Origin of the sequence: Azospirillum sp. HJ39 (assembly GCF_041507355.1) — a bacterium.
Classification (GTDB): Bacteria; Pseudomonadota; Alphaproteobacteria; order Azospirillales; family Azospirillaceae; genus Azospirillum; species Azospirillum thiophilum.
On sequence record NZ_CP167911.1, the window covers coordinates 988,606 to 1,005,660 of the forward strand.

16 protein-coding genes and 1 other RNA gene are annotated in these 17,055 nt (G+C 70.5%); 6 read left to right on the forward strand and 11 right to left on the reverse strand.

Features of this window, described 5'->3' with window-relative positions:
* Nucleotides 1-19 precede the first annotated feature (19 nt).
* A complete protein-coding gene (locus ABMY26_RS18030) occupies nucleotides 20-2,029 on the forward strand; it encodes a M1 family metallopeptidase (protein ID WP_372398566.1) in 2,010 nt (669 codons plus the stop codon).
* 24 nt (nucleotides 2,030-2,053) lie between these two features.
* On the opposite strand, the gene ABMY26_RS18035 is transcribed toward ABMY26_RS18030, so the two are convergent.
* The 4 genes from ABMY26_RS18035 to pdeM form a co-directional block, all read right to left on the reverse strand.
* Nucleotides 2,054-3,259 carry a GTP-binding protein gene (locus ABMY26_RS18035; RefSeq protein ID WP_372398567.1) on the reverse strand — a complete coding sequence of 402 codons (1,206 nt, stop codon included), beginning with the start codon at nucleotides 3,257-3,259 and terminating at the stop codon, nucleotides 2,054-2,056.
* The gene (locus tag ABMY26_RS18040; protein ID WP_045582036.1) at nucleotides 3,229-3,699 is read right to left on the reverse strand and encodes a Fur family transcriptional regulator; all 471 of its coding nucleotides are present in this window, start codon (nucleotides 3,697-3,699) and stop codon (nucleotides 3,229-3,231) included. Before ABMY26_RS18040 ends, ABMY26_RS18035 begins: the two co-directional genes overlap by 31 nt.
* Nucleotides 3,700-3,927: 228 nt before the next feature.
* On the reverse strand, nucleotides 3,928-5,442 hold the full coding sequence (locus ABMY26_RS18045) for a deoxyribodipyrimidine photo-lyase (RefSeq protein ID WP_372398568.1): 1,515 nt from the start codon (nucleotides 5,440-5,442) through the stop codon (nucleotides 3,928-3,930).
* Nucleotides 5,443-5,509: 67 nt separating this feature from the next.
* Nucleotides 5,510-6,244, reverse strand: a complete 735-nt coding sequence (gene pdeM, locus ABMY26_RS18050; protein WP_372398569.1) for a ligase-associated DNA damage response endonuclease PdeM — start codon at nucleotides 6,242-6,244, stop codon at nucleotides 5,510-5,512.
* A 126-nt stretch (nucleotides 6,245-6,370) separates the two neighbouring features.
* On the opposite strand from pdeM, the gene ABMY26_RS18055 reads away from it, so the two are divergent.
* The gene (locus tag ABMY26_RS18055) at nucleotides 6,371-6,754 is read left to right on the forward strand and encodes a 2Fe-2S iron-sulfur cluster-binding protein (RefSeq protein WP_372398571.1); all 384 of its coding nucleotides are present in this window, start codon (nucleotides 6,371-6,373) and stop codon (nucleotides 6,752-6,754) included.
* Between the two features lie 23 nt (nucleotides 6,755-6,777).
* Here the strand turns inward: ABMY26_RS18055 and ABMY26_RS18060 are convergent, their stop codons facing one another.
* The 3 genes from ABMY26_RS18060 to rpsU all read right to left on the reverse strand — a co-directional run bounded on the left by ABMY26_RS18060 (nucleotide 6,778) and on the right by rpsU (nucleotide 10,659).
* Nucleotides 6,778-9,288, reverse strand: a complete 2,511-nt coding sequence (locus ABMY26_RS18060; protein WP_372398572.1) for a ligase-associated DNA damage response DEXH box helicase — start codon at nucleotides 9,286-9,288, stop codon at nucleotides 6,778-6,780.
* A 91-nt stretch (nucleotides 9,289-9,379) separates the two neighbouring features.
* Complete coding sequence (gene panB / locus ABMY26_RS18065) at nucleotides 9,380-10,213, reverse strand: 3-methyl-2-oxobutanoate hydroxymethyltransferase (RefSeq protein WP_372398573.1); 834 nt, start codon at nucleotides 10,211-10,213, stop codon at nucleotides 9,380-9,382.
* A gap of 242 nt (nucleotides 10,214-10,455) precedes the next feature.
* Nucleotides 10,456-10,659: a 30S ribosomal protein S21 gene (gene rpsU, locus ABMY26_RS18070; RefSeq protein ID WP_012974546.1), complete on the reverse strand. Its 204-nt coding sequence runs from the start codon at nucleotides 10,657-10,659 to the stop codon at nucleotides 10,456-10,458.
* 193 nt (nucleotides 10,660-10,852) lie between these two features.
* Between rpsU and def the strand changes: the two genes are divergently transcribed.
* On the forward strand, nucleotides 10,853-11,401 hold the full coding sequence (gene def / locus ABMY26_RS18075) for a peptide deformylase (protein WP_372398574.1): 549 nt from the start codon (nucleotides 10,853-10,855) through the stop codon (nucleotides 11,399-11,401).
* A gap of 43 nt (nucleotides 11,402-11,444) precedes the next feature.
* Entirely contained in the window at nucleotides 11,445-12,140 is a 696-nt protein-coding gene (locus ABMY26_RS18080) for a COQ9 family protein (RefSeq protein ID WP_372398575.1), read from the forward strand.
* An 11-nt stretch (nucleotides 12,141-12,151) separates the two neighbouring features.
* On the opposite strand, the gene ABMY26_RS18085 is transcribed toward ABMY26_RS18080, so the two are convergent.
* From ABMY26_RS18085 to ssrA, 3 genes are all read right to left on the reverse strand, one after another.
* The gene (locus tag ABMY26_RS18085) at nucleotides 12,152-12,562 is read right to left on the reverse strand and encodes a TfoX/Sxy family protein (protein WP_372398576.1); all 411 of its coding nucleotides are present in this window, start codon (nucleotides 12,560-12,562) and stop codon (nucleotides 12,152-12,154) included.
* Between the two features lie 15 nt (nucleotides 12,563-12,577).
* Nucleotides 12,578-13,075, reverse strand: a complete 498-nt coding sequence (locus ABMY26_RS18090; RefSeq protein WP_372398578.1) for an SspB family protein — start codon at nucleotides 13,073-13,075, stop codon at nucleotides 12,578-12,580.
* A gap of 76 nt (nucleotides 13,076-13,151) precedes the next feature.
* Nucleotides 13,152-13,513, reverse strand: a transfer-messenger RNA (tmRNA) gene (gene ssrA / locus ABMY26_RS18095).
* A 115-nt stretch (nucleotides 13,514-13,628) separates the two neighbouring features.
* On the opposite strand from ssrA, the gene thyX reads away from it, so the two are divergent.
* Both thyX and ABMY26_RS18105 read left to right on the forward strand, forming a co-directional pair.
* Nucleotides 13,629-14,570 (forward strand): FAD-dependent thymidylate synthase, encoded by a 942-nt coding sequence (thyX, locus tag ABMY26_RS18100; RefSeq protein WP_372398579.1) that lies wholly within the window; start codon nucleotides 13,629-13,631, stop codon nucleotides 14,568-14,570.
* An 11-nt stretch (nucleotides 14,571-14,581) separates the two neighbouring features.
* Nucleotides 14,582-16,477 (forward strand): hypothetical protein, encoded by a 1,896-nt coding sequence (locus ABMY26_RS18105; RefSeq protein WP_372398580.1) that lies wholly within the window; start codon nucleotides 14,582-14,584, stop codon nucleotides 16,475-16,477.
* A gap of 1 nt (nucleotide 16,478) precedes the next feature.
* Here ABMY26_RS18105 and ruvX read toward each other — a convergent pair whose 3' ends face one another.
* A complete protein-coding gene (gene ruvX / locus ABMY26_RS18110) occupies nucleotides 16,479-17,018 on the reverse strand; it encodes a Holliday junction resolvase RuvX (RefSeq protein ID WP_372398581.1) in 540 nt (179 codons plus the stop codon).
* Nucleotides 17,019-17,055 lie beyond the last annotated feature (37 nt).

Genomic DNA, 17,055 nt, shown 5'->3' on the forward strand with positions numbered 1-17,055 from the left:
GGCCCCAAGCGACGTCCCGATGCTGGCGCCATCGCGTGGCCGGGTCCATCTTGAGGGCATGACCACCCTACGCATCCGGGCCCTGGCCCTGGCGGGGGCGGCGCTGGTCCTGGGCGCGATCGCCCCGGCCTTCGCCGCACCGCCGCATCACGACATCGACCTGACGCTCGATCCCGCCGCGGGCCGGCTGGAGGCGGTGGACCGGCTGACGCTGCCGGCCGGGGCGCAGTCGCTGCATCTGGACGCCGCCCTGGCGCTGCATGAGGTGCGGGCCGGCGACCGGTCGATCCCGACCATCCGGCAGGGCGACCGGCTGCGGCTGACAGTGCCGGAAGGGGCGGGGGCGGTGACCATCCGCTATGGCGGGCGGCTGCCCGGCTTCACCACGGGAACCGGGCTGGCGCTGGACGGGGAGGGCGCCTTCCTGCCGGGGGCCGGCGGCTGGTTGCCCGAGCCGTCGCGAGCGGGGACTGAGCCGCCGACCTGGCGCCTTTCGGTGCGGGTGCCGGCGCCCTACGTCGCGGTCGCCACCGGCCGGTTGGTGGAAGAGGGGCGCGACGCCGCCGGCTACCGCGCGGTGTTCGAGGAGACCCGCAGCGTCGAGGAACCCTCCGTCTTCGCCGGCCCCTGGACGGTGGAGGAGCGGCTGGCCGACGGCCTGCGCCTGCGGCTCTACCGCCATATGGAGCAGGCCGGGCTGGGGGACGGCTACCTCGACCTGTCGCGGCAGGTCATCGCCGCCGCAGCCGCGCGCATCGGCCCCTATCCCTTCGACGGCTTCAGCATCGTCTCCGTCCCGCCGCCGGTCGGGTTGGGCTTTCCGGGGCTGACCGCCATCGGCCGTTCGGTCCTGCCGCTGCCCTTCATCCGCAGCCAGTCGCTGACCCACGAGATCCTGCACAACTGGTGGGGAAACGGCGTGCGGGTCGGCGATGGCGGCAATTGGGCGGAGGGGCTGACCACCTACATGGCCGATTACGCCGCTGCCCGTGACCGCGGCGCCGATGCGGCGCGTGGGATGCGGCTCGACTGGCTGCGCGATTACGCCGCCCTGCCGGCCGAGCGCGACCGGCCCTTGACCGGGTTCCGCGCCAAGGTCCATGACGCCGCGCAGATCGTCGGCTATGGCAAGGCGGCGATGCTTTTCCACATGCTGGAGGCGGAGATCGGCAGCGCCGCTTTCGACGCCGGGATTCGCAGCTTCTGGAGCGGGCATGCCTTCCGGGAGGCCGGTTGGTCCGATCTGCGGCTGGCCTTCGAGGCGGCATCCGGCCGCGACCTCGGCGGGCTGTTCGCCCAATGGCTGGAGCGGCGCGGTGCGCCGATGCTGACGCTGGCCGATGCAAGGTCCGATGTCCGGGCCGATGGCGAGGGATTGGTGCTGGCCCTGCGGCAGGATGCCGACCCGCCCTATGCCCTGACGGTGCAGGTGCGGGTGGAGACGGCGGCAGGGGTGGAGAGCCACGCGGTGAGGCTCGACGGACGGGAGGTCACGGTGCGCCTGCCGGTGGCGGCGTCCCCCCGGGCGGTTGCCGTCGATCCGGGATTCGACCTGTTTCGCCGGCTGTCGCCCGGCGAGGCGCCGCCGATCCTGCGCGACGTCACCCTGCGTCCCGGTGCCGAGCGGGCGGTCGCTGCCGACGGCGAGGCGGCGGAGGCGGCGCGGGAGCTGGCAGGGCGGTTGATGGATGCGGCCCCGCGGGAAGCCGACGGCGGCGGGACCATCGCGCCGCTGCTGCTGGTCGGCACCGATGCGGCGGTGGGACGGGAGCTCGAGCGGCGCGGCCTGCCGCCGGTGCCGGAGGATCTGGCCGGGCGCGGCAGTGCGCGGGTGTGGGTGACGCGGACGGCGGACGGGCGGACGGCGCTGGTGGTGTCGGGGGCCGATGCCGACGCGCTTCGTGCCCTGCTGCGGCCCCTGCCGCATTATGGGCGGCAGAGCTGGCTGGTGTTCGAGGGCACGAAGGCGACCGGACGCGGGGTCTGGGAGATGGGCGACAGCCCGTTGCGGCGGGCGGTCGGGCGCTGAGGAGGGAGGGCGCGGAGCGCGGGCCTATTCCGCCGCCTTGCCCTCGCCCCAGACCAACCCGTCGAACAGCGGCTCGATCACCGACTGGCCGACGTCGCGGGTGATGAAGACCAGCTTGGTGCGGTGGTCGTCGCTCGGCCAGTCCTCCAGCCGGACCGGCGGGTGGAACATGTGCTGGACGCCGTGGACCACCACCGGCAGCTCGCTTTCCTGGACGTTCAGCAGCCCCTTCACCCGCAGCAGGTTCTCGCCGGCCTGGGCGATCAGCGCCTCCATGAAGTCGACGAAGCCGTTCCAGGGAATCGGCCGGTCGATCACCATGCAGAAGGCCCGGATGTGGTCGTCGTGGCGGTTGGCGTCATGGTGGTGGTGAGCATGGTCATGCCCGTGATCGTGGCCGCAGTCCGGGCCGCAATGGTCGCCATGATCGTGATGGTCGTGGTCGTGGCCATGATCGTGGTGAGCATGGTCATGATCGTGGTGATGGTCGTGCGCCTTGGCCTGTTCGTCGCGGTAGGCCTCCTCGCGCAGCCAGCGGGCGACGTCGGGGCTCTTGGTCTCGGGATTGTAGAGGCCGGCGTCGAACAGCCGCTTCGGGTCGATCTCGCCATGGGCGGCGGGGATGACGGGGGCGGCCGGGTTGATCGCGGCCAGCCGCTGCATCAGCGCGACGGTGGCGGCGGGGGTGGCGACGTCGGACTTGGTCAGCACGATGCGGTCGGCGACGGCGGCCTGCTTCACGCTTTCCGGCTGGCGGTCGAGCTGGAGCGAGCCGTGCGCCGCGTCGACCGTGGCGATGACGCCGTCCAGCCGGAAGCGGGCGGCCAGCAGCGGATCCGACATCAGGGTGTGGATGATCGGGGCGGGATCGGCCAGCCCGGTCGTCTCGACCACCACCCGGTCGAAATCGGGGATCTCGCCCTTCACCCGCTTCAGGAACAGGTCGCGCAGCGTGTCGACCAGATCGCCGCGGATGGTGCAGCACAGGCAGCCGCTGTCCATCAGCACCATGTTCTCCGACGCCTTGGCGACCAGCAGATGGTCGAGCCCGACCTCGCCGAATTCATTGATCACGATGGCGGTGCGTGCCATGCCGGGATTGCGCAGCAGCGCCTGGAGCAGCGTGGTCTTGCCGCTGCCGAGGAAGCCGGTCAACACCGAAACCGGAAGACGGGCGGGAGAGGAGGCGGCGGGAGCGCTCAACGGGGTTTCTCCTGACAGGATTTGCACAGGCCGCGCACCTCGACGGTGGGGCGCTGGACACGGAAGCCGCGTTCGGCCGCCGCCGCGGCGATGGCGGAGCCGACCTGCGGGTCGTCGATCTCGGCGGCGTCGCCGCAGCCATCGCACACCAGGAACTGCCCGGCATGGACGGCCCCCGGCGCGGCGCAGCCGACATAGGCGTTCAGCGATTCGATGCGGTGGACCAGCCCCTGCTCGACCAGGAATTCCAGCGCGCGGTAGACGGTCAGCGGCGCCGCCGCCTTGCCGTCCTGCTGGCTCAGATCCTCCAGGATCGCGTAGGCGCCGCGCGGCCGGTGGCTGGACCACACCAGTTCCAGCACGCGCCGGCGCAACGTCGTCAGCCGCGCTCCCCGCTCCGCGCACAGGGCGTCGGCACGGGTGAGGGCATCGGCGATGCAATGGGTATGGTCGTGCAGGGCGGACATGACGTTACTTTATAACATATTCGTCGACGATGCAACGCGGGCCAGGTGCCGGATGGAACGTTTGAAACCGGATGAAACACTTTTGCCGGCCCTGTTCACTGTTCCATCCATCCATGGCGCCATCCTCCCGCATCCCGTCCGCTTTTTCCTATCACGGACGGCGGGCGTCGATAAGGGCGGGTGCGAAATCCGCCCTTGCCGCCCATCGGGAAGGATCGGCGATGCGCGTCAATGGGCGTCCGGCCCGGCGCCGACCCCTTCCTTGAGCGCCTTGTAGAGCGCCAGCGCCCGTTCACGGGCGGCGCCATGGTCGAGGATCGGGCGGGGATAGCCGCCACCGAGCTGGACGCCGGCCTGCCGCAGCACGTCGGCGGGGGCAGCCCAGGGCTGATGGATCCAGCGCGCCGGCAGCCGGGCCAACTCGGGGACGTAGCGGCGGACATAGTCGCCTTCGGGGTCGAACTTCTCGCCCTGCAGCACCGGATTGAAGACGCGGAAGAAGGGGGCGGCATCGGCACCGCAGCCGGCCACCCACTGCCAGTTGCCGGCATTCTGGGCAAGGTCGGCATCGACCAGCGTGTCCCAGAACCAGCGCTCTCCTTCCTGCCAGGGCAGCAGCAGATCCTTGACCAGGAAGGAGGCGACGATCATCCGCACCCGGTTGTGCATCCATCCGGTCTCCCACAGCTGGCGCATGCCGGCATCGACGATGGGATAGCCGGTATGCCCGTGCTGCCACGCCCGCAGGCCGGCCGGATCGTCGTGCCAGGGAAAGCCGGCGAAGCGGCGGTCGAGCGGCCGGTCGGGCAGGTCCGGCGCATGGTGCAGCAGATGGTACTGGAACTCGCGCCAGCCGACCTCGCGCAGGAACGCCTCGATGCCGGCGGCCAGTTCCGGCCGGGCGTCGGCGGCATGGCGGGCGGCGTGCCAGATCTGCCGCGGCCCGATCTCGCCGAACGCCAGATAGGGGGAGAGGGCGGAGGTGCCGGCGCGGTCGGGCCGGTCGCGCTCGGTCGCATAGGCGCCGACCGGCCCGTCGAGGAACTCGGCGAGATGGGACAGGGCCGCCGTTTCGCCCGGAACCCAGCGCCTGCGCAGGCCGGCGGCCCAGTCCGGCCGGGTCGGCAGCAGGCCCCAGTCGGCCAGCCTGTCGCCGGCCGGCGCGGTCTGCGGCGCCTTCAGGGTGGCAGGGGCGCGGGTCGGCAGGGGCGGGTTCAGGGTGGAGGAGACATGCCGCCAGAAGGGGGTGAAGACCTTGAAGGAGCCGCCGCTCTTGTTGCGGACGGTCCAGGGCTCGGCCAGCAGCGCGGCGTTGAAGCTGCGGGCGTCGATGCCGCGCGCCTTCAGCCCTTGCTTGATCGCCGCGTCGCGGGCGGTCCCGGCCGGGCTGTAGCGGCGGTTCCACAGCACGCAGCCGGCCCCGGTTTCCGCAATCAACGCGTCGAGCACCGCTCCCGGCTCCCCCCGCCGCAGCAGCAGGGGCGAGCCGTGGCGGGCGCAGCAGGTGCCCAGCCGTTCCAGGCTGCCATGCAGCCACCAGCGCTGCGCGCCGCCGAGCGGCCATGTGGAGGTGTCGGCGGGTGAGGTACCGGCCGCACCGCCGGTCTCCTCCTCCAGGATGTAGAGCGGGATGACGGCGGCGCCGGTGTCGGCCGATGCCTGGGCGGCGGCGGTCAGCGCCGGGTTGTCGGCGAGGCGCAGGTCGGTGCGGAACCACACGATGATGGGAGCGGGGTCGGGCATTCTGACGGCTCGGTTGGTCGCCTCCGGGGCACTGGATATAGGCCGCGCTCCCGCTTCCGCCAGCGCCTCAGCGCGCCCGGTCCGGCGACAAACGGGCGCAGGGGAAGCGGTAGACCCGGCTGCGCACGGTCATCAGCACCTCGAAGCCGGGCGCCAGCAGGCCGTCGAAGGCCCGGTCCAGCACGTTCAGCCCGCCGGTGAAGCTGCCGAAGGCCGGCAGGATCAGCCTGCTCCCGTCATGGACGAAGCAGCGGTCGCGCACCCGCCGCCCGCCCAGCGCCAGCGCCGCGGCGGGATGCAGGTGTCCCGACAGCTCGCCCACCGCGCCCGGCTTCGCCTCGTGCCGGAAGGTGAGGGGGCCGATGGACAGCTCTGCCGCCGCCCGGCCGCCGAGGCCCTGTGGCGGTTCCGGATCATGGTTGCCGCTGATCCACACCCAGTCGGCGACCGCGGCGGTCAGGCCGCGCAGCCGCTCGACATCGGCCGGGTCCATCCGCTCGGCCGCGCGGCGGTCGTGGAAACTGTCGCCCAGGCACAGCACGCGCGCCGGCCGCTCCCGCGCGATCAGTGCGGCCAGCCGCTCCAGCGTCGCCCGCGTGTCGTAGGGCGGCAGCATCCGCCCGCGGGCGGCGAAGGCCGAGCCCTTTTCCAGATGCAGGTCGGCGACCGCCAGCACGCCGTTCGCCGGCCACAGCAGCGCACCGGAGGCATCGGCCAGCAGCGCCGCGCCGTGCAGCGCCAGCGCCGACCGGCTGTCGTCGCCCCGACAGGCGGGGAGGCCGGGTTGGGAGGAAGCCGACAAACTTCGTTTACCTCCGATCATGGGAAACGGCTCTTATCCACATTTCTTCTATGGGCATGGCGCTTGCAACCCATCGCCGGCCGCCGTGGAGGCATGGCGGATCATAACCATACCCGGAGGATACCCATGGCCACAGTGACGTTCGCAGGCGTTAATATGGAAAAGGACGTGACCGTCTATGCGGTTGCCGGCGACACCGGCACCCTGCTGGCGCTGGCGAAGAAGCACGACATCCCGATCCCCTTCCAATGCCAGGACGGCGAATGCGGATCCTGCCTCGTCAAGGTGACGTATCTGGACGCCAAGACGCCGATGGCGATCGACCTGACCGAGAAGGAGAAGGTCACCCTGTCGATCAACGGCAAGCTGACCAAGGAGCTGGTCGACGCGGCCGAGAACGCCCACCGCCCGCCGCCCTACCGTCTGGCCTGCCAGTTCATCGTCCGTGACGAGACGATCCGCGTCCAGTTCAGCGGCGAGCCGGGGGTGGAGCCCGAACTGCGCAAGTAACCCGTATCGGGCAGGGGGCGGCGTCACAGCGACAGCCGCCCCTGTTCCGGTCCGGAGCGCTTCGGCTGGGTCAGTTCCGGCATGGCTTCCGCCAGCAGCTCGGCCTCGGCGGCGGCGAGCAACTCGTCGGTGGCGCTGCCGTCGACGCGCTCGCGCCCGATCTCCAGGATCACCGGGACCGCCAGCGGCGAGATGCGGTCGAGATCCTTGTGGGCGATGCGGCCACGCACCCGCGCCAGGAAATCGGACAGGCGGCGGATGTCGGTCAGCCCGCCCGCCGCGTCGGCCCGCGTTGCCCGCAGCAGCACATGGCCGGGGTCGTGCTTGCGCAGCACGTCATAGATCAGGTCGGACGAGAAGGTGACCTGCCGCCCGGTCTTCTCCTGGCCGGGATGGCGGCGGTCGATCACCCCGGCGATCAGCGCGACGTTGCGGAAGGTCCGCCGCAGCATCGAGGACTCGTCCATCCAGGCTTCCAGGTCGTCGCCCAGCATGTCCTGGTCGAACAGCGAATCCATGTCTGCCCCCATCTCCTGGGGCGAGCGCAGCGACCACACCGCCAGCACATAGTCGGTGGCGACGAAGCCCAGCGGCCCCAGGCCGAAGCGCTCCATCCGCCGGGTCAGCAGCATGCCGAGCGTCTGGTGGGCGTTGCGCCCCTCGAAGGCATAGGCGACCAGGAAGCGCTTGCCGGCCTTGGGGAAGGTCTCCACCAGCAGCCCGTCGCGCGCCGGCAGGACCGAGCGGCAGCGCTGCAGCCGCAGCCATTCCTGGACATCCTCCGGCAGCCCGTCCCACTGGCGCGGGTCGGCCAGCATGGCGCGCACCCGCTCGGCCAGATGGGTGGTCAGTGGCAGCCGGCCGCCGGCATAGGCGGGCACCTTCGGGTCGCCGCTGCCGCCCTTGGCGACCTGCGCCTCCATCTCGCGCACGCCGAGGAACTTCAGCAGCTGGCCGGCGAACAGGAAGGTATCGCCCTGGGTCAGCCCCTGGATGAAATACTCCTCCACCTCGCCCAGCACCGGGCCGCGGTTCAGCCGGACGCGCAGCAGCGCCTCCTGGGTGATGGTGCCGACATTCATCCGGTACTGCCGCGCCACCGCCGGGCCGGACACCGCTATCCGCCCGTCCTCGCGCAGTCTCAGCCGCTGGAAACGGTCGTAGGCGCCGAGCGCGTAGCCGCCGGTGGCGACGAAATCCAGCACGTCGTCGAACTCGTCGCGCGTCATCGCGGCGTAGGGGGCGGCGCAGACGATCTCCTCATAGAGCGCGTCGGGCACGAAGGGGGCGGCGCAGGCCATGCCGAGCAGATGCTGCGCCAGCACGTCCAGCCCGCCCGGCCGCGGCGCCTCGCCGTCCAGCGTGCGGTCGTTGACCGCCTCCAGCGCGGCGCGGCATTCCAGCACCTCGAAGCGGTTGGCGGGGACCAGCAGGGCTCGGCTCGGCTCGTCCAGCCGGTGGTTGGCGCGGCCGATGCGCTGGACCAGCCGGCTCGATCCCTTGGGCGCGCCGATCTGCACCACCAGATCGACCGCCGCCCAGTCGATGCCGAGATCGAGCGAGGAGGTCGCGACCACCGCCCGCAATTCGCCGCGCGCCATCGCCGCCTCGACCTTGCGGCGCTGCTCCACCGCGAGCGAGCCGTGATGGAGCGCGATCGGCAGCGTATCGTCGTTGACGCGCCACAGCGCCTGGAACACCAGCTCCGCCTGGGCGCGGGTGTTGACGAACAGCAGGGTGGTGCGCCGGCGGCGGATGCGCTCGTAGATCTCCGTCATCGCGTGCAGCGCCATGTGGCCGGCCCAGGGCACGCGCTGTTTCGAGGCCAGGATCTCCACCTCGGCGCGGGCGCCGGAGCGGCCGAGCACGAGGCGGACGTCGTGCGCGTTTGGGGCGTCCGGAGCGCTGTCGTAACGGCCGCGGCGCGACAGCCAGGCCAGCAGCCGGTCCGGCTCCGCCACCGTGGCGGACAGGCCGACCCGCCGGGCGGCGGGGGCGAGCCGCGCCAGCCGCGCCAGCCCCAGCGCCAGCAGGTCGCCGCGCTTGGTGCCGGCCAGTGCGTGCAGCTCGTCGACGATGACGCAACGCACCCCGCGGAACAGCCGGTCGGCATCGGTGTAGGACAGCAGCAGCGCCAGGCTTTCCGGCGTCGTCATCAGCATGTGCGGCGGGTGGCTGCGCTGGCGCCGGCGCTTGGCCTCCGGCGTGTCTCCGGTGCGCGTCTCCGCCCGGATCGGCAGCCGCATCTCGGCGATCGGCTGTTCCAGGTTGCGCTGGATGTCGACCGCCAACGCCTTCAGCGGCGAGATGTAGAGGGTGTGCAGGCCGTCGCGCGGCCGTTCGGCCAGCTCGATCAGCGAGGGCAGGAAACCCGCCAGCGTCTTGCCGCCGCCGGTCGGCGCGATCAGCAGCGCGCTCTCCCCCCGCTCCGCCGCCTCGACCATCGCGACCTGATGCGGATGCGGCGCCCAGCCGCGCGACCGGAACCAAGCGGCGACGTTGGGCGGGATCAGGTCGGGTGAGGGGGCATCCATGACGGCCGCGACTCTAGCGGATCGCCCGGAACGGAGGAAGAACGAAATTCCGCGAAGCCTCCCCCTCCCCGGAGGGAGAGGGGGATATCCCTCACACCGTCGCCGTTTTCTTCACGCCGAAGCAATGTTCCGGGCCCGGAAAGGCGCGGGTCCGCACCTCGGCGGCGTAGGCGGATGCCGCCTGGCTCACCGTCTGGCCCAACTCGGCGTAGCGCTTGACGAATTTCGGCTGGAAGGCGCCGAACAGGCCGAGCATGTCGTCGGTGACCAGAACCTGTCCGTCGCAGGCCGGCGAGCCGCCGATGCCGATTGTGGGGATCGCCAGCTCTTCGGTGATGCGGCGGGCCAGCGGCTCCATGGTGCCTTCGATGACCAGCGAGAAGGCGCCGGCCTCGGCGATGGCGCGGGCGTCGGCGGCGATGCGCTCCGCCGCCTCGGCGTCGCGGCCGACCGCCTTGTAGCCGCCCAGCGTGTTCACCGACTGCGGCGTCAGCCCGACATGGCCCATCACCGGGATGCCGCGGGCGGTCAGGAAGGCCACCGTCTCCGCCATCTCCTGCCCGCCTTCCAGCTTGACCGCCTGGGCGCCGGTTTCCGCCATCACCCGGGCGGAGGCGCGGAAGGCGGCCTCACGGCTCTCCTGGTAGCTGCCGAAGGGCAGGTCGACCACCACGCAGGCCCGTTCGGAGGCCCGCACGACGGCGGCGCCATGGGCGATCATCATGTCCAGCGTCACCGTCAGCGTGCTGTCCAGCCCATAGACCACCATGCCCAGCGAGTCGCCGACCAGCAGCAGGTCGACATGCGGGTCGAGCAGGCGGGCGACCGGGGCGGTGTAGGCGGTCAGGCAGACGATGGGCTCGCCGCCCTTGCGGGCGCGCAGCGCCGGGACCGATTGGCGGGCAGTGAGGTTGGAAGCGCTCATGAACGGGCCTTTCCGGAACAGGTCGCTGGAGCGGACCGCAGCCTGCCGCGCGCGGCGGGCATGCCGGTCCGCTCGCTGAACGGTCAATACGCGTGGCCTACGGACAATCGCAGCGAAGGCGGCGCCGCAGACACACCAAAACCGCCCTCGCGATGGTCGCGGGACGGTCGGGGTGCAAGACACAAGGGGTCTTGGGCGCGCATCACACGCGCCCTTCGCAGTCGCTCGAAGGCGACCGTCGATTAATAGCCCTCGCGTTCCATCCGCTTGCGCAGCAGCTTGCGGGTGCGGCGCACGGCCTCAGCCTTCTCACGGGCGCGCTTCTCCGAGGGCTTCTCGTAGTTGCGGCGCAGCTTCATTTCACGGAAAATGCCCTCGCGCTGCATCTTCTTCTTGAGCGCGCGGAGGGCCTGATCGACGTTGTTGTCTCGGACCAGAACTTGCACGTTTACCGTCACCCTTCCAAGTGAGACGCGTTGCACGAAGGCAACAAACAGGCATGCGCGGCAGGCGCACCCCTTGTGTGAGGGCAGTGTGTAGCATGGCCGGTCGGCTTTGTGAAGGGGAGTCTTAGGCCGCGAAGCACGAGCCCGGCAGGAATCGGTTGCCGCGGGCGCTCCGGCGCTCCAGATATGGGGCATGCCAGTGCTTCCAATCGCCCGAATGGGCAATCCCGTGCTCCGCGAGATCGCGGCCCGGATCGCCGACCCGACCGATCCGGCCGTCGCCCGGCTGGCGGCCGACATGATCGCCACCATGCTGGACGCTCCCGGAGTCGGTCTGGCCGCCCCGCAGGTGTCGGAGTCGCGGCGCCTGATCGTCTTCCGCGTGCCAGCCGACCGCAGCGGCGGTGAGGAGGTGGCGAACACCGTGCTGGTCAACCCGGCGATCGAGCCGCTGTCGGACGAGATGGCGCTCGGCTGGGAAGGCTGCCTGTCGATCCCCGGCCTGCGCGGGCTGGTGCCGCGCCATACCCGCATCCGCTACCGCGGCTACGGGCTGGACGGCGCCCGGATCGAGCGCGAGGCGACCGGGTTCCATGCCCGTGTGGTCCAGCACGAGGTCGACCACCTGGACGGCGTGCTCTATCTTGATCGGATGGACGATCTGCGGCTCCTCGTCTGCACCGAGGAGATGCATCACCTCAACGCCGCGCTGAGCGCGGCTGTCACCTCAACGCCGCGCTGAACGCGGCAAAGGACGCGCCGACCGAGGCGCCGGGAGACCAACCATGAGCATCGAGCAGCTTCGCGACGACATTCTGGTGGCGACCCTGCCCAACGTCGTCTTCGACGGCTGGAGCCTGCAGGCGCTGCGTGACGGCACCCAGATGGCGGGCCAGGAGCCGTCGGCCCTGTTGCGCGCCTTCCCCGGCGGCGTGAGCGACGCGGTCGAACATTTCGCCGACTGGACCGACCGCCAGATGCTCGACCGGCTGGAAGCCCTGCCGCTGGCCGAGATGAAGGTGCGCGAGCGCGTCGCGTTGGCTGTCCGCACCTATTTCGAGGTGCTGGAGCCCTACCGCGAGGCCAAGCGCCGCCAGATCTCCTATCTGGCGATGCCGCAGAACATGGCGCTCGGCCTGCGGCTGCTCTACCGCTCGGTCGACGCGATGTGGTTCGCCGCCGGCGACATCTCGACCGACTACAACCACTACACCAAGCGGGCGCTGCTCGCCGCGGTGGTCAGTTCCTCCACCTTCTATTGGCTGGACGACAAGTCGGACGACCATGCGGAAACCCGCGCCTTCATCGACCGCCGGCTGGCCGAGGTGATGGCGGTGGGCAAGGCGACCTCGTCGGTCGGCAAGCTCGGCTCGATGCTGAACCTCTTCCCCAACCCGCTGCGCTTCGCCCGCCAGATGCGCCAGCGCGCCGCCGGGACGCAGGCGAGCAACGCGACGATCCACATGGCCGAGAATATCTGAGGGGATGGGGCTTACGTGTATCTCCCTCTCCCCCGGGGAGAGGGAATATCCCGTTTCCGCCCCGGCTTTGCGGCCTTCGCCGCCTTCTTCGCGGCGGCGCGCAGGGCAGCCTCGAAGCCCGAGCGTGCCCAGGGCAGCAACTCGTCGCGGTCGTCCAGGGCCTGGTCGGGCGGGGGATAGTAGGAGAGGGTGACGGGCTTGTCCGGCATCGGCCGGAAGGGCGCCAGTCCCAGCGCGGCGAACGACTCGCGGTTGACCTCGTCCGCCTTGAGATAGAGCGTCTCGTCGGCGACCAGCGCGAAGGTCAGCCCGTCGATCGACAGGCCGTAGCCGCCGAACATGCGGCGTGCCCGCACGTCACCCAGCGGCGCCATCATCTCGCAGAGCGTGACGACATACTCGCTGGGCGGGCGGGGCGGCATCCGTCCTCGGGAAGGTTACTTCTTGCGGAAGGCGTCCAGCGCCACGACCTCGCCGCGTTTCGGCTCCTCGGCCGGAACGCTTTCCTCCGCCTTCTCTTCCACGCGGTCGGTGGCGGGGCGGGGCGGCATGGTCGAGACATCCGCCGATTCGGCGGCGGCCAGCGGCTGGAACTGGAGCGCGAAATTCACCGATGGGTCGGCGAAGGTGGTGATGGCGGCGAAGGGAACGACCAACCGCTCATGCACGTTGTTGAAGCTCAGCGTGACCTCGAAATGATCCTCCACCACGTCCAGCCCGTAATATTGGAACTGGAGGACGATGGTCATCTCGTTCGGATACTGGGCGGCCAGATAGTCCGGGATCTCCACGCCGGGGAGGCCGGTGCGGAAGGTCAGGTAGAAATGGTGATTGCCCGGCAAGCCGCGCTCGGCCACCTCGGTCAGCGCGTCGCGGACGACGCCGCGCAACGCGGTCTCGACCATGCGGTCATAGCGGAGCTGCTCTTTCGGCATGCTTGGGCGGATCCCTGGAAAACGCTTCGATCTGCGCATCGTCGGCAAAATGCCGGTTCGAGACGCCGGGAAGAGAGGTGTGGGCCTTCTGTTGCTAGGCGGCCCACGGCCCCACCCTTAGGCGCTAACCCTCGGGGATTAGGTTTAGGCTACCAGCCGCCGTTAGGCAGCGAGGCGAGCCTGAGCAACGTTGTCGTTGGCAACTATTGCAACGGCCCGATAACGGCGGAACCATGCCGAGCGAAAACCATGCCTTTACTACGCGTGTCGATCCTGTTTCGCCCCCAACGACCCCGGCCAACGAGTACCGGTGTATGGTTGGTGGAGGCGCCGGGTACCGCCCCCGGGTCCACAACGCTTATTCCACAAGGCGTTTATCGCCATAGTCGGCGAACCGACGAGGCGAATATAGGCACTCCCGTCCGGCAAGGGAAGGGGGTCTGTGACATGATCGTCGAATGCGTTGCGGTGACGCGGGGCTGGCCCGTCGTTCGCCGTTCCCGATTTGCGTGCGGTCTGTTAAGACAGCCGGCACCGTAACCCCGGAGTCACCATGCCGATCACGCCCGAGCAGCGCGACGAAATCGATCGCCTGCGCGCCGTCACCGCCACCACCCGCCGCGCCACCGTCCCGGCGCTCGAGGAGATCCTCTATCAGCCGCTGGAGGTGCTGGACCACGGCTTCGTCCGCGTCATCGACTATATGGGCGACGATGCGGCGGTCGTGCAGGCGGCGCGCGTGTCCTACGGCAAGGGCACCAAGAAGGTCAGCGAGGATGCCGGGCTGATCAGGTACCTGATGCGCCACCGCCACTCGACCCCGTTCGAGATGTGCGAGATCAAGTTCCACGTCAAGCTGCCGATCTTCGTCGCCCGCCAGTGGATCCGCCACCGCACCGCCAACGTGAACGAATATTCGGCGCGCTACTCCATCCTCGACCGCGAGTTCTACGTGCCGGCGCCCGAGCAGCTGGGAGCCCAGGCCGTCGTCAACCGCCAGGGCCGCGGCGACGTGCTGGAGGGCGAGGAGGCCGCGTCGGTCATGCGGCTGCTGCGCGAGGAGTCCGAGCGCGCCTACGGCAGCTATGAAGAGATGCTGAACCAGCGCGAGGACGGCACGGTCATCGACCCATCCCGCCAGGGGCTGGCGCGCGAGCTGGCGCGGATGAACCTGTCGCTGAACTACTACACGCAGTGGTATTGGAAGGTCGATCTCCACAACCTTCTGCATTTCCTGTCGCTGCGCGCCGACAGCCATGCCCAGTACGAGATCCGCGTCTATGCCGACGCCATGCTCGACATGGTGAAGCGCTGGGTTCCGGCGGTCTACGAGTCCTTCACCGAATACCGCATGGGCGGCACCCACCTGTCGCGCACCGGGCTGGACGTGGTGAAGCGCCTGCTGGCCGGCGAGCCGGTGACCCAGGAGGCGAGCGGCCTGTCCAAGCGCGAATGGCGCGAACTGATGGACCAGCTCGGCCGTTCCGGCGAGTGAGGAGCTGACAGATGGGGCCGGATCAGGCTGAAAGCGTCTACCGCCGGGGTCTGATCGCCGCCCAGGCCGGCCGTTGGGACGAGGCGCAGGATCTGATCGCGCAGGCGATCTCCGTCCGTCCCGGCGTTGCCGTCTGGTGGGCCAATTACGGCCTGGTCCTGGAAAGCAAGGGCGACGCGCTGGGGGCCGTGCAGGCCTATGCCGGTGCGCTGAACCTCGACGGCGGGCTGGCCACGGCGGCTGACGGCCTGCTGGCGGTCGCCGGGGGGCTGGCCCAGGTGGGGCGCGCCGATCTGGCGGAGGCCTGTTACCGCCGTACGCTGGCCCTGATCCCCGACGGGCTGGCGGCGCTGGTCAATGCCGGCAACCTGCTGCGGGCGCAGGCCCGGCGGGCGGACTCGGTGCGGCTTCACCGTCGCGCCGCAGCAGTGGCGCCGGAGAATTGGATTCCCCCCTACAACATCGGCAACGCGCTGGCCGAGATGAATTTGCCGGCGGAGGCCGACCGTGCCTACCGCACCGGCCTGTGCCTCGATCCGGCGCGGGTCGAGCTGTGGGCCAACCGGGCCAGCCGTGCGCTTGCGCCCCAGGCGCGGCTGGGCGAGGCCCTGGCATCCCTCGACCGTGCCTTGCGGCTTGAGCCCGGCGCCGATCCGCTGCATGGCGCGCGTCTGTTCCTGATGCAGTACGACCCCGCCCGGACCATGCAGCAGATCGCCCAGGCCCATGCCGATTGGGGCGTACGCCATCCCGACCGTCCGGCCGCCGCCGTCCCGCCGCCGGCACCGCGGCTGCGTGTCGGCTATGTCTCCGCCGACCTGCGCGCCCATCCTGTCGGGTATTTCCTGGAACCGGTGCTGGCCGCCCACGACCGCGGCGCGATCGAGGCGATCTGTTATTCCAACACAGCCAATCCCGATGCGCTGACCGCAAGGCTGCGCGGGCTGGCCGACGGCTGGGTCGACAGCGCGGCGATGGACGACGAGGCATTGCTGGAGCGCATCCGCGCCGACGGCATCCATATCCTGGTCGATCTGGCCGGCCATACGCTGGGCAACCGGCTGGGCGTCTTCGCCCGGCGGGCGGCGCCGGTGCAGGTTACCTGGGCCGGCTATGTCGGGACCACCGGGCTGCCGGCGATGGATTATCTGATCTCCGATCCGCGGCAGAGCCCGGAGGGGGCCGATGGCTGGGCCATCGAGGGCATCGTCCGCATGCCCGATGCCTATGTTCCCTGGTCGCCGCCCGCCGCCGCCCCGCCGGTGGGACCGTTGCCGATGGTCGCAAGCGGCGCGCCGACCTTCGGATCGCTGAATGCCCTGCCCAAGCTGAACGCGCAGGTCGCCGCCCTGTGGGCGCGGCTGCTGGCCGCGGTGCCGGACGCCCGGCTGCTGCTGCGCACGCCCGGGCTGGACGATCCCGACCTGCGGGCGCGCACGCTGGCGCTGTTCGCGGCGGCCGGCGCCGATCCGGCGCGCATCGAGCTGCGCGGCGCGGCACCGCACGCCGAATTCCTGGCGACCTATGGCGAGATCGACGTCGCGCTCGACCCCTTCCCTTATTCGGGCGGGCTGACCACGCTGGAGGCGCTGTGGATGGGGGTGCCGGTGGTGACGCTGGGCGGCGACCGTTTCTGCGCCCGCCATGCGGTGACGCACCTCGCTTCGGCCGGCCTGCCGGCGCTCGCCGTCGAGGGGGAGGACGCCTATGTCGCCATGGCCGCCGCCCTGGTTTCCGACCCGGACGGGCTGGCCAGCATCCGCGGCCGCCTGCGCGACCGGCTGGCCGCGTCGCCCGCCCTGGATGGCGTTCGCTTCACCCGCGCGCTGGAGGCCGCCTTCGGTGCCATGTGGCAACGGGCCGCGGCCGGGCAGGGGCGGGCGTCCTTCGCGTTGAACTTCGACTGAGTCAGCCCTCGTCGGCCCCGTCCTGCCGTGCGTCGTCCTCCGCCGCCTCGGCGGCGAGGCGGCGCTGGTTGGCCAGCATGTCGAGCGCGCCCTGGAGGATGTAGGCGGCGGCCATCTTGTCGACCACCTCGTCCCGCCGCTTGCGGGTCATGTCGGCCTCGCCGATCATGAAACGCTCCACCGCGGAGGTCGACAGCCGCTCGTCCCAGAAGGCGATCTCCGCATCCCAGCCCAGCAGGTCGGAGCGTTCCAGCAGGTTGTTGGCGAAGGCACGCACCGACTCGGCGCGCGGCCCTTCGGTGCCGTCCATGTTCAGCGGCAGCCCGACCACCAGCCCGCCGATGCCGTAATCGCGGACGGTCTTGCCGAGTTCGCGGGCGTCCTGGGTGAATTTGGTGCGCTTCAGCGTGCCGATCGGCGATGCGACGATCAGTCCCGGATCGGCCACGGCCAGCCCGACGGTCTTGGTGCCGACGTCAAGCCCAAGCAAACGCTGGTTCTTGCCCAGCCGGGCCGCGAGTTCGGAGAGTGTATGGATCATGCCCCGACCATAGGGCCGCCGGGGCGCCGCCGCAAGA